This is a genomic window from Paenibacillus xylanilyticus (assembly GCF_013359935.1).
Taxonomy (GTDB): Bacteria; Bacillota; Bacilli; order Paenibacillales; family Paenibacillaceae; genus Paenibacillus; species Paenibacillus xylanilyticus.
The window spans coordinates 1-19407 of the sequence record NZ_JABMCB010000204.1 but is presented as its reverse complement, the minus strand read 5'-3'; the positions used below and the strand labels follow the sequence as shown (position 1 = coordinate 19407).

The following is a 19407-nucleotide window of genomic DNA, read 5'->3' as shown; positions in this document are numbered from 1 at the left end:
CTTAATTGTCATGCACGGCACAGCGGTTAGGACCGATTTCCATCTCGCGCTGCTCATCTTCGTCGGGTGTAATTTTTCCCATGTTCGTCTGCCGGATTTCTTGATACGCATTAGGCTGAGGTGGAAGATTCTCAGTCACTGTACGCCGGAATTCATCCTCTTCACGAATGTTGAGACCAGGGTTTTTTTGATATAAGTCAGACAATTTCGCCATCACTCGACCGTCTTCACCGAGCTCCGTCACCTTTCCGAAGTGAGCAGGCAATACGATCAGATCTTGAGACAATTCTGTATACCGCTTATAAAGCGTGTCACGAAGATCACCTACCCAATCTTCCGCAAGGCCAGCCAAATCAGGACGACCGATCGATTCAATGAACAGGATATCACCGGTCAACAGGTACTGGTCATCTACAATAAATGACGTGCTTCCGATGGTGTGTCCAGGAGAGTAAATCGGCTGAATCCGGATTGTTGTGGAACCTACCGTGATAACACGACCTTCTTCAAGTTCCTCATAATTGAAAGTAACTTCAGTCGCATCTTTTGGGGGCAGCCAATAAGTGGCTCCAGTTTGCTCAGCTAATTTCCGTCCGCCTGAAATATGATCGGCATGCAGGTGTGTGTCCAGGGTGTGTTTAATCTGTGCACCTTGCTCTCTCGCAAACTGTTCAAACACTTCTGTCATGCGAAGCGTGTCAATCACTGCTGCTTCCCCGCCTGAAACAACCATATAAGACAAGCAGCCCTTCCCAATCCGCACGAACTGATACAAAGATCCCCCGTCCTTCAATTCTCCAATCTTCACTGGCTCCAGATGCTCACTCCATGATTTCATACCGCCTTCAAGGTAATGCACGTTGCTTCTGCCGGCCTCAATGATTTGCTCTGCTACAAATTTGGAAGACCCCTCTTTCGCACAGACAACAAGCAACTTTTTCCCATTAGGAATCTTATCGAGTGCATCATCTACACCATCTAAGAGATCAAAATAAGGAATGTTAATGATTTCTACGCTGTCGCCTTCAACCTTCCAATCGATAAAGTCCGTTTCATTACGAACATCAAGGATAAAGATTTCTTCTTTAGCCAAGACGATACGCGTAAGTTCCTTGGCAGTCATCGCTTTTAATTCCATTTTCGTTTCTCCCTTCCTTTAGAACGTCAATGTAACGTTGGCATCCTTCGCAAAATCCAGAAAAGTGACAGCTCCACCTACTTCAATGCCTTCAATAAAGTCCTCTTTTGTTAGATTCATAACATCCATTGTCATCTGACAAGCAATAATCTTGACACCCATCTCCTGAGCCATTTCTACAAGCTGTGGAATCGATGGAACATTTGCATTTTTGAACCCTTCTGCAAAATGTTCAGCCCCTGCAGGCAGTGGCAATTGGTGATGAGCTTTCTTGTGAATCAGATTCAAGCCTTCAAAAGTAAAGAAAATGGCAACCTCTGCTTCAGTCGCTGCCGAAGCAGTTGCGATATTAAACACTTTATATGCATCGAACATTCCACCATTACTTGCAATAATAGCTACTTTAGTACTCATTGTTATACCTCCGTTTGTATTGGTTTTTATTTTTCTGTTGGCCCCGTCCAACCAGTCATGCCTGGTTCAACATTTTTGACTTGCTTGAATCCTTTTTCAGTAAGCAGTTGACAAGCAAAGTCACTGCGGCTGCCTGTTCGGCATACGACATAAATATCTTCTTCCTGGTTAAGCTCCTGGATCCGACCTTCGAGTTCCCCTAGCGGAATAGAAATAGCGCCGGCAATTCGGTTAAACGCATATTCGGCAGGTTCACGAACATCCAGCACAGTAATTTTTTCCTTAACAGCAAGTTTTTTCACCAATTCATCATTGGAAATGACATGCGGATGCTTATTCACTTCCTTTGTTTCAGTAACATTAGCTTTACGGACGTAATGCTTGAGAACATCGCCATCCTCTACTGTACCGAGATAATGATGCCCGGTATTTTTAGCCCATCCTTGAATGTCCGCCAGAGACCCCTTATCTGTAGCCTGTACTTCAATAACTTGACCATCATCTAATTGATCCATCGCTTTTTTTGTTTTTACGATTGGCATTGGACAGGCAAGCCCTTTGCAATCGATTTTCTGATCTACTTTAATTTCGGCCACTACAGAAACCTCCTCAAATTTTGTTATGAACAAGACAAGCCATTGGTAAAGAGGTTTTTTAATAAGTCTTCCCTTTTGGCCTGTGTTTTACAAATTGCATTTCAATTGGGATTATCATTGATTACGTATACCCCTATGGGTATATTACTAAGAGTATTCGTTCTTGTCAACCTCTATACTAGAATAAGTTAGTTGGTAATCTACGTATCAGGAACATAGATATTGACCTAATGCCTCTTAAACTTCGTTTGTTAAGAAACGTTAAAGTTGTGATGATAATCAAACATTCTAAAGATTTGTTTCTTTTTTGCTTTTAACATAATGATTTAATTCTAGCCATTCCTATCTGCGTCAATAATTCCGCACCAACGAAGTTTACGCTAATGACCAGACACTCTAGACTACGAAACTCCAAGACAGGATTGAATGCAAGCAATGTTAAAAGAACCTCTCTCAAGTAAACCTTTGATGATATGGTAGTCTGATTGGATGAGCGATTAATTTAATGGTGTCAGCTATTTCACTAGGAATTACACTAACCTGCCCGTTAGCTTAATGGGGCTTTACCAGTCGGTTGAACACGAACATTAATTTTGTTGGCCAATTTACCGACACGAAGTAATTCCGAATATTAAAAAGGGCGGCCTGAAGTGTGGTTTGAACAGGAAGAAAGGTACCAAGTATACTTAAATGGCCTTTCAGATCGATTTATGCCTATCATAGAAGCCTATTGGCAGGGTGACCGATCTGATTTAGGAGTGTATTGGGCTGTAATGGAGAAACAAGGTATAGAAAGCCACTACGCAGATCTGATGCTCTTTAACCAGTTTCTTTGGCGTAAAGCTAGGGAGTTAGAAGAAAATGAGTCGTCTAATCTTAAAAGAATTGATCAGGTTTACGAGATGATCAAGGGGATTAGTAAGATATTTGAGGTTAGGGCTGGACACAACTCAGTAGAAACAGAGTCCATATACTTCAAAACAGATGATGCTATTTTTTGGAACGGGTGCTAAGGAGAAATTATGAACAAGAAGTCTAAGTAAGAAGCAGCTCATGCATGGGCTGCTTCTTTTTGTTTACTGATCAAATGGTTTTAAAGACGATGGAATACACACTAGAACTGCCAGGTGAAAAAGGAACTATCAGCACGTAACCGAATGTAAGGTATGTGATTTATTATTGGCCAAACCCGATACAGGATAAAAAGAATGATCCTTCAACAGGCCAAGTAAGGAAAATCAATAATCGTCTTAATGGATTTAGATCTCTTTGCAATAGTTAAGAATGAGTACCTTGGTTAAAATATTCCCTTCAATTCCTTAATCAATGCTTTCAAATTCTTCTCTGAAAGTCTATAGTTAGCCCAAAGCATCTGAGCACATTGTGCAGTTGCTTTTTTTGTATTATTGAGTTATCGTTACCCGTTAGCTTAGTGAGGTCGCAGGATAATCCGCACCTCAGAGCTATCTAATGGGTAGCACTATGCAGGCCACGGAGCGCTTCTAATGTCCGCTGAACATACGTAGATAATTCCAATTCATTTATCGACTCACTGTCTGCATTTGGATTTTGATCATGATGATATTTTTTACTGTAATCATTAATATCTTCAAGATCGTCTAGTTGATGCTTTATTGACGACAGATGTGCTTCTGTAGACGTTCTAACCTTTTGAATAAACCCACCAAGCCAATCATTGCTATCAAAATCCCTCGGGAATCGAACACGCAGGTTTCCCTCAAGAATCGGACGAATGCACATGGCCACAGATCGATAATTTGTCTGTGCGACTTTACCTTCAATAAAATCGGCAAGTGTATGGTATAACTGATAGTAATCAGATCGTGTTTCCTTTTCGATGTCCCAAGTATCTAAGATGCTGTCATTCAAACCTTCTCTTTTGATACATAGTTGGGACATTAAGGTCTTTTTGTCCGCAAACTTTCCCCAGAGGGCGCGCGCAAAGAACGTGTCATGTGTTAATACAATGACTTGCTTGGCAAGAGCCGAATACCTCATGATCTGATCTGCGGTATAGCTCTTGCGGTGGTTATCCAAGCTAGAAATCGGATCATCAAATACAAGTACCTTCTTGCCAATATCGGGATCAGATTCAAGCTTAGCCAAGAAAAAAGCAATCGCCAGACTGCTTTTATCCCCTTCGCTTAAAGTGTTCTTAAAAGAAGGATTGGTTAGGGGTGATCTTTCGTTTCCCAGATCGACCACATTATTGTTAATGGTTAAAACGAAATTACTGCTGGGCTTGCCTCCAATAAAGCTGGACTTATAATCTGTAATCTTGAAGGATGCTCCGCAGTTCATTAGATGCCTATTTATCTTTTGCTCATACTTTGAAAAAATTTCTTTTGTATAATCGTTCAGCTTTTTTTTAACGTCGTCTTTTTCTTTCTCTAAGGCTTTAATGGAAATCAATAATTGTGTATATTGCTCAGCTTGCACTGCTTTTTCGTCACTGTAACGCAGTTTGACATTCATAAGATAACTAAGCTTCGTCTTTGCATCTTGGATTCTGTGTTTTTCACTCATAGCCTTTCGGGCTTCAATAATACTATTCACCCGTCCGATTTCGTGGTTATAGAACCCCAGTTTATTCAGCAGCGTAAGATACCGCTCGATTATCAATTCTTTCTCAGCGGATATGTTGATCTGTTCCAATGGGGGTCCTACCAACAAAACGCGGAAAACATACGCCAAGAGAAATTCCGAGGTAAAAAGGCCGATGATTCCTACGCTAAGGAATCATCGGCCTTTAATATTATTGAAGAAGAGGGTGTAGGGAATGTAAACTTGTTACTTTTCTTGCATCAAAGTTGTATTCACCAAGAAAATTAATGTGTTCCCATCCTAATGGAGAAATATGTTTAAGTAAGTCTTCTCTCAAATTCCCTTTTTCCTTCAATAGTTTTGTTGCTTCTGTAAGATAAACGGTATTCCATACACTAATGGCATTAATTAGAATGTTTAAAGCACTTGCACGTTGTAGCTGGTCTTGTATTCCTCGTTCCCGCAACTCACCTCGTTTTCCAAAGAATAAGGCTCTCGCTAACCCATTCATCGCTTCTCCTTTATTTAGTCCTCGTTGAATTCGACGGCGTAGTGTTTCGTTAGATATGTAATCCAAAATAAAAATGGTCTTTTCGATTCTCCCCATTTCTCGCAAAGTAGTTGCAAGTTTATTTTGTCTCGCATACGACCCTAATTTCCCCATCATAAGTGAACCGGACACTTTTCCTTCTCGAATAGAATGAGCTACACGTAATACGTCATCGAAATTCTCTTGAATAATTTTTGTATTAATACGACCACGGAGTATATTTTCTAATTTTGGGAATTCATTTGGCGTTTGGATCGTGAATAGCTTAGAGTCAGCTAAATCACGTAGCCTTGGTGCAAAACGAAATCCTAGTAAATGACTCAATCCAAATACTGAGTCGGCGTAGCCAGCTGTGTCTGTAAAATGCTCTTCAATGTTTAAATCTGTCTCATGATGAAGTAATCCATCAATAACGTGTACAGCATCACGAGCATTGGTATTAATGACTTTCGTATAAAAACTTGAAAATTGATCACTAGTAAATCGATAAATGGTTGCTCCTTTTCCAGACCCATAGTGTGGATTGGAATCGGCATGTAACGATGAAACACCAACCTGTACGCGCATTCCATCAGAGGAAGAGGTACTTCCATCTCCCCAATAGGAAGCTAGTTTAAGCTTATGTTGAAAATTCACTAATGTCGCTTGTGCACGACTTATAGCATCATCGAATAAACGCCATTGCGCTGCATTAGCCATTTGATGATAGGTAACTCCTGGTGTCGCTTCTGCCATTTTAGTAAGTCCTATGTTAGTTCCCATCGCCATGAGAGCAGCCATGAGAACTACTTTTTCCTCTCCCTTTGGTGGGCGATTGGTTGAGGCATGTATCAACATTTCGTCAAATCCTGTCCAGTGTGCTACCTCCATTAAAAGATCAGTGAGCTTTATTCTTGGCAACATATTATATAAAGACAGGCTAAAAGCTCTCGCTTCTTCGGGTGTATTCTTCTCCAAACGGTCCAATCGGATCTTAGCCTTTTCGATATTTACTCCTTCTAGAGAATCAAGATTATTTGAAACCCATGTAAGGCGTTGAGCTAGTGACTTTCTTCTTTCCTCAAGATATTCATCTGCCGATGAACGAACGGCTAGTTTAGTTTCCGTAAGACGAGTTGTTTTCCAATCTTCTTTAGGAACAAGATACTCTTCAAAATCTTTATGAAGTCTACTACCGACTACGGATATGTCGCCTGAACGAATATGATTTTTCAACTCTGTTAGTGCAGCCATCTCATAATAGTGTCGGTTAATTATTCCATCATCACCATAAACATGCTTCTTCCAACGTTTAGGAATAAAATCTACCGGGGCATCATTTGGAATTTTTCTTTTACCAGATTCATTTATTTCATTTAGCGTTTTTAGAGCTTGCAATAATGGCTCTGTACCTTGTGTAGAACGAAATTCAAGAGATTTAAGAAAAGTAGGAGTATATTTTCTTAGATAAGAATACCGATTTTCTAACAAATCTAGATAATCGTAATCCATCGGACGGGCTAATTTTTGGGCTTCTTCGACGGAAGAAACAATTTTATCCCACGGCATAATCATTTCAATAGCATTAAATGGATCAAGCCCTTCATTTCGTGCTTGGATAAGTGCTGCACCAATATCTGCAAAATGCACGACTTTTTCATTCACTGCTTTTCCATTTTCTTTTTGCATTTCCTCTTGTGTTTTACGTCCTTTTGATTGCAAGATCATCATTTGTCGATCATGAATTTCAATTGCTTGATCAATTAGATCTTGGCTTAGTGTTACTAGATAGGAAACAAGAATTGCATATTTCTTTTTTTCTTTAAACCTTCGAAATGAGTGTGGTTCATACCTTGCTCCAATACGAGATAATTGAAGTAACCGATTGGGATGGATTTGCTCTGAATTTATCTCTAATTTTAAATCTCGTATATATTCTAAGCGCTTTATTACTTTTAAAAAGGCTTCAGGTGAAGATTGGCCGGGAAGTTCTCTAAGCCATGCTAAGGGGGTTTTTCTATTGTCTACAAAGGGATCTATAAGTTTATCTAACTTTTGTTTTTGCCATTTTGAAAGAGTACAAGTTAATGATTTAAAAATTCTTTCCTCTGCTCGTTGACGAGTTTCCCAAACAAGCCTTTCTATAGTAGTCATGCCAGGGAGAATAATTTTCTGATTTCGTAGTTCTTCTTGCGCTGTACGAAGAAGATACATTGAATTTCCATTTTGAAGGGCATGATTCAACAGAAACTGAGCTACCTTACGATAGTTCCCTAGGGAAAAATTTTCATAACCATAAACTTGACGGATTTCTTCCATATGCTCATGTTTAGTTGGCTCTCGTTGGGCATATAAAGAAAATGAATTAGGATTAACATTTATTTGTCTAGCTATGTATTCGATTATGTAATCTGGAATAGGTCCAACATCTGAAAGGGACCATCCGGGATAGCGTAGAACACATAATTGAACAGCAAAGCCTAATCGATTATGATCTCTTCTGTGTCGTTTTATAATTTCAAGGTCATATTGTGAAAAAGTATAATAAGTTTCTAGTTCACTTTCGCTCATATCAGCTGGAATTCGTACAAATTCCGTTCTTTGATCTTCTGTTAGTAATTCTTTCCCTCTCATGCTACAACTCCTTGCTAGATATCTTTTTCTTTTCTAGATAACGATATAAGGTTGTCGCTCCAATCCCTGTTGCCGTCTTAATTTGAGATAAAGAGTAATCTTTGCTTTCGTACATTTTTATAGCAAGTTCTATTTTCTTTAAATCAACCTTCGGTCTGCCTCCGTTTCTTCCTCTAGCTCTAGCAGCCGTCAATCCATCTTTCGTTCGTTCACTAATAATATCTCGTTCTAATTCTGCTATGCTGGCCAACATTCTAAAAAAGAATCGTCCCATAGCAGTTGTTGTGTCAATCTTGTCTTGTATGGAGACAAAATGAATACCCTTTGCTTCAAAATGTTCCATAAGCTCAATTAAATGTTTGGTACTACGACTGATACGGTCTAATTTATAGACAACTACCGTGTCACCTTTACGCAAAACTTTAAGAAGCTCGTCAAGCTGCGGACGGTTTTTTCTCTTGCCTGATTCCTTTTCTTCAAAAGTCTGGTCCACTCCGTAGTGAGTCAATGCATCGAGTTGTAACGATAATGACTGATCTTGTGTACTGACACGTGCATATCCAAATTTCAACAAGAATCCCCCCTTTTTTAATATCCTAACTATACCAAAAAGGGATTTGTAATAGATATATTGGTATTTAGATTTTGGTTATATTTTTGGTTATGTATTTTAAGTAGTTTTTGAGGTTTTAGAGAAGTTCTCTGTTTTTAACCAAAAACGGTCGTTTTCGGTATTGGAATCATTTAATTGAAGGGAGTAAAATATATTGACCATGTACTATGGTACATGGTTTATATTATATGTGAGGTGAAGTAAATTGCATTTTCGAGTCGGAGAAATCGCAGAGAAGTGTAACGTTAACAAAGAGACCATTAGATATTATGAGCGTTTAGGCTTAATTCCAGAGCCTGATCGTACCGAAAAAGGATACCGAATGTATTCACAACAAACGGTCGATCGGTTGAATTTCATAAAACGGATGCAGGAATTAGGATTTAGCTTAAATGAAATTGACAAATTGCTAGGGGTCGTCGATCGCGATGAAGCAAAGTGCCGTGATATGTATGATTTCACCGTTCTTAAGATAGAAGACATCCAGCATAAAATTCAAGATCTCAAAAGAATTGAACAAATGCTGATGGATCTTAAAGAAAGATGTCCTGAAAACAAAGATATTTACGAATGCCCCATTATTGAAACATTGATGAAGAAATAAGAGGTGAAACAGGATGAAAAACACAATAAAAAGTTCAGGCTGGTTTCTTGTCGCACTAATCACATGCCCGTGTCATCTGTTTTTACTGCTTCCGTTGGTTGCAGGAACGGCACTGGGTTCATACTTCACGGACTTTAAAGATGTTATTTTCATCGTGATGGGTCTGTTATTTGTCTTTGCTCTTTTCAAGGGCTGGAGAAAACTTGACCCAGAAACAAAGAATGAAACAAAAAAGGAAACAAAAACGCATGATTGTTGCAGTATGGAGAGGTTTAAATCATGAAGGAAAAAGTGTCGCAAGTAGCTACTGTATTTTCAGCTTTTGTTATGGCTGCATGCTGCCTAGGTCCACTGATTTTCATTCCTCTTGGACTAACTGGATTTGCAGGAGCATTAGCCTTCTATTCACTAAAGTATCGGTTATTGTTCAGCATCGTTACCATCATCCTTCTTGCATACTCCTTTTACATGGTTTACGGGAGAAAAGGCAAAAGGAAGAGTTCTATCATCGGCTTATGGATCACGACGTTTTTCGTTTTCTGCATGTTTCTTTTTTTATTTCTAGTTGAAGGTGGACTATAAAAGATGAGGTGCTTTATATGAGCGTACAAATAATTAGGATTATGATGCTATTATCCCTTCTGTTAGTGGTTAGTGCGTGTAGCAACGAAAAAGAAGCACAAAATACTATAGATGCTAAGCAGGAAGTAAAAACTACCATTGAAACAACTAAAACAGGGACATTCACGGTTTTGGGGATGGATTGTTGTCCACCGTCTGTTGTAGAAAGCGTCCTGGAACAGGTAGATGGCGTTAGCAAAACAGCCATTAAAGTCAGTGGAAGCAAGGGCGAAGTAACGGTTTCCTTTGATGATAAGAAAACGGATTTACAGGCAATTAAGACGGCAGTTTCGAATTTCGGGCTTGGAGTCGAGTAAAAGGAGAGATTTAACATGAAAAAATATCGAGTAAACGTTCAAGGAATGACTTGTACGGGTTGTGAAGAGCATGTAGCTGTTGCTCTTGAAAACATGGGTGCAAAAGGGATTGAAGTGGATTTTCGTCGCGGAGAAGCTGTATTTGAGCTAACGAATGACGTGGAGGTGGAAACAGCGAAAAAGGCGATTGCTGAAGCCAAATACCAGCCAGGAGAGGTAGAAGAATTACAACCGCAAGAAATGGTGCAGTTAGGCGATGAAGGCGATTATGATTACATTATCATCGGTTCTGGCGGTGCTGCTTTTTCGTCTGCCATTGAAGCTGTGAAATACGGAGCGAAAGTGGCGATCATCGAACGTGGAACGGTTGGTGGAACATGTGTGAATATTGGCTGCGTTCCTTCGAAGACATTGCTGCGGGCTGGCGAAATCAATCATCTGGCAAAAAATAATCCATTCATCGGATTGCACACGTCAGCTGGCGACGTTGATTTGGCACCATTGATCAAGCAGAAAAATGAACTGGTGACGGATCTTCGAAACTCAAAATATGTGGATTTGATTGATGACTACGGCTTTGAATTAATCAAAGGCGAAGCGAAATTCGTAGATGAAAAAACCGTTGAAGTCAATGGCATGCAGTTGTCAGCCAAACGATTCTTAATCGCGACAGGTGCTTCACCAGCAGTGCCAAACATTCCTGGACTGGATGAAGTCGATTATTTAACAAGCACAACTCTGCTTGAATTAAAGAAGGTGCCTAAGCGTCTTACGGTCATCGGTTCTGGCTATATCGGGATGGAATTGGGACAACTCTTCCATAATCTAGGCTCAGAAGTCACATTGATGCAAAGAAGCCCGCGTTTGTTAAAGGAATACGATCCTGAGGTTTCAGAAGCAATCACGCAAGCCTTGACAGAACAAGGGGTCAACTTAGTGACGGGAGCATCTTTTGAACGAATCGAACAAGATGGAGACATTAAAAAGGTCCATGTAGAGGTAAATGGCAAGAAGCGAATCATTGAGGCAGATCAATTACTGGTTGCCACAGGAAGAACACCAAACACGGCAACCTTGAATTTACAGGATGCAGGCGTTGAAGTAGGCCCCCGTGGTGAAATCGTAATCGATGAGTATTCAAAAACAACGAATTCACGCATCTATGCAGCAGGAGATGTCACGCTTGGTCCTCAATTTGTATATGTAGCAGCTTATCAAGGTGGAGTTGCGGCAGGAAATGCTATCGGTGGACTGAACAAAAAGCTGAATTTAGAAGTGGTTCCGGGGGTTACATTTACAGCTCCAGCAATTGCAACGGTTGGTTTAACGGAGCAACAGGCAAAAGAGAAAGGATATGAAGTGAAAACATCCGTCTTGCCGTTAGATGCCGTTCCAAGAGCACTGGTTAATCGGGAAACAACAGGCGTGTTTAAACTGGTGGCGGACGAGAAGACACTGAAAGTGTTAGGGGCTCATGTGGTAGCAGAAAATGCAGGAGACGTAATTTATGCAGCGACACTGGCTGTCAAATTCGGTTTAACCGTGGAGGATCTCCGAGAAACCATGGCTCCATATTTAACAATGGCAGAAGGATTGAAGCTAGCTGCTCTTACGTTTGATAAAGATGTATCAAAATTATCTTGTTGTGCAGGTTAATCACCTTTTTAGGAAGCCTTAATGTACGTCTTCAGTTAAAGAAAGCTTTTATAAAAGACGATTCTTCTCTTAACATAGAGATAATTGTCTTTTTTATTCCAAAAAATGTCTTAGCGTGGGTTTTATGTCAAAATGTTGGTGGTACCCCTGTACTTATCAATTTCATTGGGAAAAGATCTTTTTCTTCTTGACCTTCCCCTTAGGTGAAGGTTGTATACTCTAGTTATAGTTAGTTCAGCTGATGGTACCACCAGTTAACGAGGAGGGAGGAAAGTGGAGCAATTTACGATTGGTCAACTAGCCCAACAAACAGGAGTCAGTCGAAAAGCCATTCGATTGTATGAAGAAAAGGGACTTATCCTACCTTCCATTAAGCGGAGTGAAGGCAATTACCGCGTTTATAACCAAGAGCATGTATTTTGTATCAATGGTATCAAACAACTCCGATCTTTAGGCGTATCGCTGGAGGAAATGACGGATCTGGTAGTGATTTTCGAAAAAAAACCTGTGGAGGTAGAACCTCGTCTTCAGCATTTGTTAAAGGAGAAACTGACTATGATAGATGAGCATATTAAAGATCTACAAAAGTTACGACAACACGTTGGAGCGTTTCTGGATTCCCCGAAAGACGTATTCAATCAAGTATATCTTCCTAAGAATTTTACAATCGAATGTAGATATAATCATGTAAGTAACATCGAAAAACAATAAAACTGACAAAAAAATCCAAGGAGGAAAAAGTCATGAAAACTGAAATTCAGGAACTTGTAACCCTATTTGACCAGAACAAGGGAGAGGGAGGAGGCTCCATGAAGTGGCTCTTTCGCCCGTTGTTACAAATGCTAACAAAAGGTGAACCAGTTACCGTTGAGGACATTGCAACAACAACCGGGAAGCCCCTCGATGAGGTTAAGGACATTCTCTCGACCTTATCCAGTGTGGAACTCGATGAACAGGGTCGTGTTGTCGGTTTTGGTCTCACCTTAATCCCTACGCCCCATCGCTTTGAAGTTGATGAGAAACAATTGTATGCGTGGTGTGCTCTTGACACCCTTATGTTTCCGGAACTTATAGGGCATATGGTTCATATTGAATCGCCTTGTTACAGTACTGGAAAGCCTATAAGATTGACAGTGGAACCGGATCGTGTTTTAAGCCTGGAACCAACGACGGCTGTTGTCTCAATAGTAACACCGGATGATACGTCCTCTGTTCGGTCGTCATTCTGCAACGAAGTCCATTTTTTTAGCACGGAAAGTGCAGCCCAAAATTGGCTTAACCAACATCCAAATGGGAAGGTGTACCCCGTTAAGGAAGCCTTTGAATTAGGTCGCCTTCTGGGAAAACGTTACGAGGAATCTGGCCCTACCAATGAGTCTTGCTGTGACATCTAATCCTAAATAATACCCAATCGTCTTGTTTAATTTTTGAAGTACGAAACCCAAACCAATGAATGAGACCGTGAGACTGCGAAATTTGCGGTGTTTAACAGTAGAAGATCTTCGCGAAACCCTTGCTCCCTATTTGACAATGGCAGAAGAACTAAAGCTGGCTGCCCTTACGTTTGATAAAGATGTATCCAAATTATCTTGTTGTACAGGATAACCATCTTTTATAATATCAAGCCGATATTCCTTAAAGTAAGGAAATCGGCTTTTTTTCATCCGGAAATTGGCTTAGCGTATGTTTTCCGCGTTTTGTTGGTAGGACCCCCAATGGCATTAATTTCTTTTCGGCAATAAGCGATCCCATGCCTTTAGTGAATTCGTCCCACGTTACTCGAATCCATTCCCAGTCGAGCTGACACTCTAGTTCAATTGCGTCGTATGTATTCCAATACGCGATTAATTCGAGGTTTGTTTGTACCGTCTTTTGAAGCGTTAGTAACGCATCAACAGCAAATTTTGTCGCAAATGCCGACTCTAAATGATTAATCGTATGTATTGCTTTTTTATATTGGTCACTAAAGTATGTTTTAAAAGCAGTTACTACGGCGACTCCCTTAATCTCTTGTCCACAAAAAGGACATTTTTCTTCCTCTATTATTTTTGAAACGCCATATTCCAGCCACTTCTCGCCCTGTGGATCAAGGTGTTGCTGAATATGTTGCTTGGTCAAATCTTCCGCATTATCGAGAAGATTTTCTAAAGTAATCCCTGCGAGGTTAGCCCGAAATTTGTCTTTATCGAATAATGGCAATGAAATCTTAGCACACAAAGGCTTGGAGTTGATTTCACTCTGTTTCTCTAGAGCCTTTAGTAACTGAGATTGCTTATGTATCTCCTCATCAATATTGCTTATTTGCGTTAATCCAACGAAATCGGTGACAGACAAGAGACCTTCTACCCCACTCAATAGGACTTTCTCCAGATTCTTTTTATCCGACTTTTGCTGTCTAATCTGCTCGTCCACTGCAACTAGACGGTCAGCCAGTTGCCCGCCATGCTTTCCGATCGTAAATAAATACAATTGCCTCTTCTGATCGTGCTCGATGATGTGTCTTGAGTATACATTTTGACTTATAAAGGTCGAATCAAAAATTTCGATATCAAAATTAGGGCGGCTTTGCCACTGATTGCCCTTAAAGGACACGAGTTTATTTTCTTCTGAGAGCAATTCTACAACTTGTTCGCCGCTGCCGCCCAACGTTTTTCTGCCGATAATGAAAGATCCATCTTGTTCATGAAGGGACCTGAAAATATTGGATAAGGTCGTTTTTCCGCGACCATTTTCGGAATATATCACAGTGAACTTGTTCAATAAAAATTTAGGAGTGCACGCTCTGAATTTCCCAGTATTTTTAATTGAGACGATTTTCCTTATCATCAAATCATCCTTTTATCTTAGTAGTTGAGGAAATATTCGACAAACACTTACATAATCCTCTCAATAAACAAAAACAGCCAGCCAGAGTGGCTGTCAAAATGATGATTTGTGGACCACAATTCAAACTAAGGGTACCCACACCCAAGTTGCGGTGCCTTCTCATTGAACTATCCTGCCCGTTAGCTTAATGAGGTCATCAGTCTAATATAATTTTTCCGTTCGATACTGTCCTAAAAGGTATATCTTTAAGGATAACTTAAAACAGCACGTTCCACCTTCCGTAAAGGTATTGTTTTTCGTTTTAAAACGTTTATTATATACTAAATACCTTTTTAAACACTTGGAGGACAAGTAATGAGAACATTCACGAGAGAATACGGATACGCCAGAGTATCAACAAAGGATCAAAACGAAGACCGGCAGTTAACTGTACTACGTGACCAGGGAATTCAAGATGAATACATTTTTGTAGACAAGGCTAGCGGTAAAAACTTTGATCGACCGGAATATCAGTTATTGAAGCGAGTCATGCGTGAGGGAGATACGCTCTTTGTAAAATCAATTAATCGTTTTGGCCGCAACAAACAAGAGATATTGAGAGAGTGGCAATGGCTGATCGATGCAAAAATTCATGTTGTGGTGATCGACATTCCAATTCTCGATACTCGGAAGTACCAGGAGTTGGAGGGGATCGGGCAGCTTATTATGGATCTTGTGCTTCAGATACTTAGTTGGCTTGCTGAAGAGGAACGTAATGGCATTAAGCAAGCACAGGCTGAAGGTATTGCTGAAGCCAAGAAAAAAGGGAAGCACCTGGGGCGGCCACAAATAAATTTGAATACTCTTACACCGGCGCAAAGGAACACCCTGGATACTGACTATCCTCTATGGAAGAATAATGAGCTTTCGGCTGTAGAATTTATGAAAAGATTGGATCTGAAGAAGAACACCTTTTACAAGGTTATGAAGGAGTTTGAAACTCATTAGAAAGACTATGCAAGATAATGTTCGTCTTTTAAAGCAATTTGGATCCGAGGAAAGCTCCTGCAGCGGATCTTTTTTAGAGCAATATCCGAACAATAAAATTATGGCCAACTAAAAAAAAGAGCCTGAAACCGAATATGAGGGCATAAAGTCTTTTTTCAAGTAGACACGTGGGATGGATGCATATGAGAAAGGGTTACAAAATACGATCAGACCTTACTATTATGAATTTTGCACTATATGAATATTTCACAATAGAGTGTTAGGACGGATCGCCTACATATATCGTACACTCCATGTCTATGCTCTCCCTATGTACAAACAAATAGTCTTGCAACCCCTACATACCAGGAGCGCTTCTTGAGCTGAAGCCCGAGCGACCCGGCACGTGGCTGCTCCCTCCGATCCGGACGAGATCCGCGCAGCTCCATAGCGCCACCAGTGCAGCTCACACGTCCAGGCGGCCATGGATGTCCTTTTGTCTGTCTCCGGACGCATCGAGCAGCCAGGCACGTACCAGGAGCGCCCACGAGCTGAAGTCCAGGCGACCGGCACGCGGCTGCTCTCTCCGATCCGGAAGAGATCCGCACAGCTCCATAGCGGCCACCGGCGCAGCTGACACACCCAGGACGGCCACGGCCGTCCTTTTGTTCGTCTCCGGACGTATCGAGCAGCTAGGCACACCAGGAGCGCGGCCGCTCTCTCCGATCCGGAAGAGTATAGCATTAAAAAAGCAACCCTAGTGGGCTGCTTTCATTCAATCATCGCTATGAGATTTTTTATACTCACTTAATTCTTCGATTAATTTTTCCAGCCCTTCAGGGCTTAACGTTACTGTTCCATTTCCAAATGCAAAGGTGTGATTTGCTTTTGTTGATTCTCCTGTAACCAAACAGGGTTCCAGGTTGTCGTATTTTTCAATGATGATCCTCTCACCATCACTGAATACTTCAAGCATCTGTTTCTCCCCTAAATGCAGCTCTTTGCGAAGCTGCTTTGGAAGAACAAATCTTCCTATCTCGTCAAGACTCCGGATATACTTCTTCTTTTGCAAACCATCCTCCCCCTGCCCAAGTTAGATTCTGTTTACGTTAGCTTTAATTTGTTCAATCTTTTGTTTCAGCTCCTTCACTTGCTTATCATCTTTTTTGTTTTGAGCAACATTTATTTTATTGGTGAGTTCCTTAATTCGTTGATTACTGGATTTGAACTGAGTCACTTTCTCTTTCATTTGGGGATCATCCCCGGCTAATTGAGTAGCTTCTTGAATCAGTCCTGACCAGAGATAAGAAACCAAAAGCTGATTTTTCCTTCTATCGGCCAACTCACTATCTGTCATATCAATATCCTTCGCTAGACCGATTACAGTATCATATTTAGCTGTCATATAAGCAACTTCATAATTTACCGGTGCAGCGTCAGGGAATTGTATCTGTAGTTCCTTTAGTTTGGCCGTTTCTTTGTTCTCGATCATTTTCATGACCACTGTATCGGCTTGGTTTGGATCAAGCCGATACAGCTTGTCATAAAGTCCTTCTTTCTCGTATAACAGTATCATTTGTTTCTTTTCGGCTTCAGCCAGATTTTCATATCCGACTGTATCCAATATTTTTAAAGCTTCTTCATTTTCGCCGTTCATGATTTTGCGGTAAACATCAGCAACCTGATCTGAGTTCAGCGTTGGCTTCTCTTGCATCTGCTGCACCTCGGCGTTTTCTGAAGATGCTGCATTCGCGTCCGGATTAGGCGGTGTGAGTGTGTTCGCTAAAAGAATTACGGCCGCTACACCTACTGATCCCAAGTAAAAATACTTGGAACTGAAGAAGCCTTGTTTTTCTTCCTGATCGCCTTTCTTCTTGACAGGTCGCGCCAGATCATTTTTGGATCGCAAACCGCGGTTTGGCTTCTCCACAAATTCAGATGAAGTTGCGGCTGTTAACTTTCCGTTGGCCTTGGCCTTACGAATTTCCTTTCGTCTTTCAAAAAATTTCATTTGCTTTAGGTTTTCCTCATACTCGCGGCGAATCTCTTCCTGGCGTTCTACGTTTACAATGGTTTCTTCCAAAACCCTTTCAACTTCCTGGACTGAAGAAGCTCGAAGCACCTGTTCCGCAAACCTGATTACTTTATCCCTTTGGTCTATAAAATCAATTAGCCGCGGCTTGCCCAAAACCCTATAAAGTGTAGTTAAGGATAGCAAAATTACTTCTTTCAGTCCATCCAACGTAGGAGGGGTGCTGTAAAGCCTATGACCATCAAATTCAAAGACCAGAGCCTTAATTTTGCTATCTGTCAGATCTACAAAAAGATTATTTTTATCCCACAAAATCGCTGTATTAGGATTATTTTTAGCTAATTCAATGAAAGACCGGAAATAGTAAATTTGATCCTCGAAATACAATTGTCGCAAGTAGAAAAAAGATTTCATGTCTTCTAAAAAGTAAGTGAACACCAGGCGGTTAGTCACAAGTGTTATATCATGAGCAAAAAGATAATTTTTGAAGGCTGCCAACGATATTCCCTTTTGCTTATAGACAGTTTCTAATTCATCCAGGCTATCAAAATCGGTATATGAAAGCGGTATGCTGTAGTGAACTTCATTACCAACTACTTCAATTTCACCATATTTATTAACTGTAGATTGCATACTATCATTCACTCCTTTCACTGTATTTTAAGATCGTTTTTCAACTTGTCTTTGTTGAATGGGTTAACTGACTCCTGATCCTTCTCTTCCAGATCCGTACCACTTACAAAAAATCCGTCCCTAATTAGCTGCACCTGGTTCTCATTGGTTTTCACAAAATGCAATGTGTATTTCTTAGGCTCTTTACTTGCATACTTGCCAGGTATTTTATATGTCATGGGTATTGTCAGTTCACTGACATTGATATTTTCATAGTAGACTTCAGTTGCTTCATCTGTTAGCAAACTAAACCGCGATGCGCTTAACTCAAGAATGTCATCCTCGTTCCGTTCTGTGCCGCTTATGCGTGTTACACGGGACTGGGAATGTATTGCTATAGCGTTTTTTATTTTATCGCTCATTTCGTCATGGAGGCCGTCAAGTTCGGCTGTTGTATGAGCTGTGCGCCCATGAAACTCGGTTATTACAGCAACATATTGTTGTGCCATTTTTTTTGCCTGGTCAATGTCCTCATTCCTGAACACAGCTTCCCTTTCTGGCTCCTGTACCGGTTCCTGTTCCTTTACCTGTTCTCCACCACCTATAGGATTAGTTACAGGCTGTTCTTCCTTGCTACAGCCCGACAAAACGATCATGAACGCGGCTGCCAAGAGAATAAGTTTTTTCATTCATATCACTCCTTTTATTTACGTTTCAGAACCATCATTTTAACCGCCGACTTAGCACCTGAAGCCACAGATCGAGCCGATCCAGTACTGAATCCCCATTGTCCTAATATGCCTGGAAGAGTCAACGAGAGAATAAAAAATGCTGCACCCATAAATAGGTGATACGTATCCCCGAAGTAAGAAGGCGGTATAAGGAATTGATTTAAACCGACTGCAATTGCAATAAGCTGTAAGGCTAGTGTGACGAATGCAATAATGAAGTTTTTGAGCCAGAAATCGAAGAAGTTGTACGTGTCATTTATTTTTGTTGCAATCGCAATTGGCCCAGCAATATACAAAATGGCTACAAAGGCGGTGCGATAAAAGAGTTGTAACATTAAAACAATAAGCAGGATACCGATTACTAAAATGACGATAATTGAAAACAATCCTGGCCCCATCAAAATGTTGGTAATCATGTTCAATATCATCTCTTCGCTGCTGATCGTGTCGATAATCTCATGCATCATTAGCTCTTGCGCGTGCAAGATCCATTCAATGATAGAGTCATAGACAAAGAGAAAAAATGCACTGACTACAATTGACACTATTTTCT

21 protein-coding genes are annotated in these 19407 nt (G+C 40.6%); 9 read left to right on the top strand and 12 right to left on the bottom strand.

What is annotated here, in order from left to right:
* Window position 1: 1 nt before the first annotated feature.
* From HP552_RS31535 to HP552_RS31525, 3 genes are read right to left on the bottom strand one after another with little or no spacing between them, the layout of a single operon-like run.
* Complete coding sequence (locus tag HP552_RS31535) at window positions 2-1138, bottom strand: MBL fold metallo-hydrolase (protein WP_175399303.1); 1137 nt, start codon at window positions 1136-1138, stop codon at window positions 2-4.
* Between the two features lie 18 nt (window positions 1139-1156).
* On the bottom strand, window positions 1157-1552 hold the full coding sequence (locus HP552_RS31530) for a DsrE/DsrF/DrsH-like family protein (RefSeq protein ID WP_175399302.1): 396 nt from the start codon (window positions 1550-1552) through the stop codon (window positions 1157-1159).
* Window positions 1553-1578: 26 nt separating this feature from the next.
* Window positions 1579-2148 carry a sulfurtransferase TusA family protein gene (locus HP552_RS31525; protein WP_376769004.1) on the bottom strand — a complete coding sequence of 190 codons (570 nt, stop codon included), beginning with the start codon at window positions 2146-2148 and terminating at the stop codon, window positions 1579-1581.
* A 650-nt stretch (window positions 2149-2798) separates the two neighbouring features.
* Here HP552_RS31525 and HP552_RS31520 point away from each other — a divergent pair.
* Entirely contained in the window at window positions 2799-3161 is a 363-nt protein-coding gene (locus HP552_RS31520) for a hypothetical protein (RefSeq protein ID WP_175399301.1), read from the top strand.
* 454 nt (window positions 3162-3615) lie between these two features.
* On the opposite strand, the gene HP552_RS31515 is transcribed toward HP552_RS31520, so the two are convergent.
* The 3 genes from HP552_RS31515 to HP552_RS31505 all read right to left on the bottom strand — a co-directional run bounded on the left by HP552_RS31515 (window position 3616) and on the right by HP552_RS31505 (window position 8447).
* On the bottom strand, window positions 3616-4824 hold the full coding sequence (locus tag HP552_RS31515) for an AAA family ATPase (RefSeq protein WP_175399300.1): 1209 nt from the start codon (window positions 4822-4824) through the stop codon (window positions 3616-3618).
* A 100-nt stretch (window positions 4825-4924) separates the two neighbouring features.
* Window positions 4925-7876, bottom strand: a complete 2952-nt coding sequence (locus HP552_RS31510) for a Tn3 family transposase (protein WP_047914434.1) — start codon at window positions 7874-7876, stop codon at window positions 4925-4927.
* Between the two features lies 1 nt (window position 7877).
* Window positions 7878-8447 carry a recombinase family protein gene (locus HP552_RS31505; protein WP_047914435.1) on the bottom strand — a complete coding sequence of 190 codons (570 nt, stop codon included), beginning with the start codon at window positions 8445-8447 and terminating at the stop codon, window positions 7878-7880.
* A 247-nt stretch (window positions 8448-8694) separates the two neighbouring features.
* Between HP552_RS31505 and merR1 the strand changes: the two genes are divergently transcribed.
* The 7 genes from merR1 to merB all read left to right on the top strand — a co-directional run bounded on the left by merR1 (window position 8695) and on the right by merB (window position 13081).
* Window positions 8695-9093 carry a mercury resistance transcriptional regulator MerR1 gene (gene merR1 / locus HP552_RS31500; RefSeq protein ID WP_047914436.1) on the top strand — a complete coding sequence of 133 codons (399 nt, stop codon included), beginning with the start codon at window positions 8695-8697 and terminating at the stop codon, window positions 9091-9093.
* A gap of 13 nt (window positions 9094-9106) precedes the next feature.
* Entirely contained in the window at window positions 9107-9376 is a 270-nt protein-coding gene (locus tag HP552_RS31495) for a hypothetical protein (RefSeq protein ID WP_047914437.1), read from the top strand.
* Window positions 9373-9675 (top strand): mercuric transport protein MerT, encoded by a 303-nt coding sequence (gene merT, locus HP552_RS31490; protein WP_047914438.1) that lies wholly within the window; start codon window positions 9373-9375, stop codon window positions 9673-9675. Before HP552_RS31495 ends, merT begins: the two co-directional genes overlap by 4 nt.
* 17 nt (window positions 9676-9692) lie before the next feature.
* A complete protein-coding gene (merP, locus tag HP552_RS31485; RefSeq protein ID WP_031642481.1) occupies window positions 9693-10031 on the top strand; it encodes a mercury resistance system substrate-binding protein MerP in 339 nt (112 codons plus the stop codon).
* A gap of 15 nt (window positions 10032-10046) precedes the next feature.
* Entirely contained in the window at window positions 10047-11687 is a 1641-nt protein-coding gene (gene merA / locus HP552_RS31480; RefSeq protein WP_031642482.1) for a mercury(II) reductase, read from the top strand.
* A 273-nt stretch (window positions 11688-11960) separates the two neighbouring features.
* Complete coding sequence (locus HP552_RS31475; RefSeq protein WP_103110951.1) at window positions 11961-12398, top strand: MerR family transcriptional regulator; 438 nt, start codon at window positions 11961-11963, stop codon at window positions 12396-12398.
* A 32-nt stretch (window positions 12399-12430) separates the two neighbouring features.
* Entirely contained in the window at window positions 12431-13081 is a 651-nt protein-coding gene (gene merB, locus HP552_RS31470; protein WP_047914400.1) for an organomercurial lyase MerB, read from the top strand.
* A gap of 241 nt (window positions 13082-13322) precedes the next feature.
* On the opposite strand, the gene HP552_RS31465 is transcribed toward merB, so the two are convergent.
* Window positions 13323-14513 (bottom strand): AAA family ATPase, encoded by a 1191-nt coding sequence (locus tag HP552_RS31465; protein WP_175399299.1) that lies wholly within the window; start codon window positions 14511-14513, stop codon window positions 13323-13325.
* Between the two features lie 354 nt (window positions 14514-14867).
* Between HP552_RS31465 and HP552_RS31460 the strand changes: the two genes are divergently transcribed.
* Window positions 14868-15500, top strand: coding sequence for a recombinase family protein (locus HP552_RS31460; RefSeq protein ID WP_175399298.1), 633 nt, complete (start codon window positions 14868-14870; stop codon window positions 15498-15500).
* A gap of 297 nt (window positions 15501-15797) precedes the next feature.
* Here HP552_RS31460 and HP552_RS31455 read toward each other — a convergent pair whose 3' ends face one another.
* The 5 genes from HP552_RS31455 to HP552_RS31435 all read right to left on the bottom strand — a co-directional run.
* Window positions 15798-16121, bottom strand: a complete 324-nt coding sequence (locus tag HP552_RS31455) for a hypothetical protein (protein WP_175399297.1) — start codon at window positions 16119-16121, stop codon at window positions 15798-15800.
* A gap of 133 nt (window positions 16122-16254) precedes the next feature.
* Window positions 16255-16551, bottom strand: coding sequence for an AbrB/MazE/SpoVT family DNA-binding domain-containing protein (locus HP552_RS31450; protein WP_175399296.1), 297 nt, complete (start codon window positions 16549-16551; stop codon window positions 16255-16257).
* Between the two features lie 21 nt (window positions 16552-16572).
* Entirely contained in the window at window positions 16573-18144 is a 1572-nt protein-coding gene (locus HP552_RS31445; RefSeq protein WP_175399295.1) for a hypothetical protein, read from the bottom strand.
* 17 nt (window positions 18145-18161) lie between these two features.
* Complete coding sequence (locus HP552_RS31440) at window positions 18162-18812, bottom strand: hypothetical protein (RefSeq protein ID WP_175399294.1); 651 nt, start codon at window positions 18810-18812, stop codon at window positions 18162-18164.
* 14 nt (window positions 18813-18826) lie between these two features.
* Window positions 18827-19407, bottom strand: a 581-nt coding sequence (locus HP552_RS31435; protein WP_376769003.1) for a conjugal transfer protein TrbL family protein, incomplete at its 5' end; no start/stop codon positions are given.

Excerpts from the sequence above, each read along its gene's own strand:
- HP552_RS31535 (WP_175399303.1), bottom strand. The coding sequence starts at position 1,138 with ATGGAATTAAAAGCGATGACTGCCAAGGAACTTACGCGTATCGTCTTG.
- HP552_RS31530 (WP_175399302.1), bottom strand. The coding sequence starts at position 1,552 with ATGAGTACTAAAGTAGCTATTATTGCAAGTAATGGTGGAATGTTCGAT.
- HP552_RS31510 (WP_047914434.1), bottom strand. The coding sequence starts at position 7,876 with ATGAGAGGGAAAGAATTACTAACAGAAGATCAAAGAACGGAATTTGTA.
- HP552_RS31495 (WP_047914437.1), top strand. The coding sequence starts at position 9,107 with ATGAAAAACACAATAAAAAGTTCAGGCTGGTTTCTTGTCGCACTAATC.
- merT (WP_047914438.1), top strand. The coding sequence starts at position 9,373 with ATGAAGGAAAAAGTGTCGCAAGTAGCTACTGTATTTTCAGCTTTTGTT.
- merP (WP_031642481.1), top strand. The coding sequence starts at position 9,693 with ATGAGCGTACAAATAATTAGGATTATGATGCTATTATCCCTTCTGTTA.
- merA (WP_031642482.1), top strand. The coding sequence starts at position 10,047 with ATGAAAAAATATCGAGTAAACGTTCAAGGAATGACTTGTACGGGTTGT.
- merB (WP_047914400.1), top strand. The coding sequence starts at position 12,431 with ATGAAAACTGAAATTCAGGAACTTGTAACCCTATTTGACCAGAACAAG.
- HP552_RS31465 (WP_175399299.1), bottom strand. The coding sequence starts at position 14,513 with ATGATAAGGAAAATCGTCTCAATTAAAAATACTGGGAAATTCAGAGCG.
- HP552_RS31460 (WP_175399298.1), top strand. The coding sequence starts at position 14,868 with ATGAGAACATTCACGAGAGAATACGGATACGCCAGAGTATCAACAAAG.
- HP552_RS31445 (WP_175399295.1), bottom strand. The coding sequence starts at position 18,144 with ATGCAATCTACAGTTAATAAATATGGTGAAATTGAAGTAGTTGGTAAT.
- HP552_RS31440 (WP_175399294.1), bottom strand. The coding sequence starts at position 18,812 with ATGAAAAAACTTATTCTCTTGGCAGCCGCGTTCATGATCGTTTTGTCG.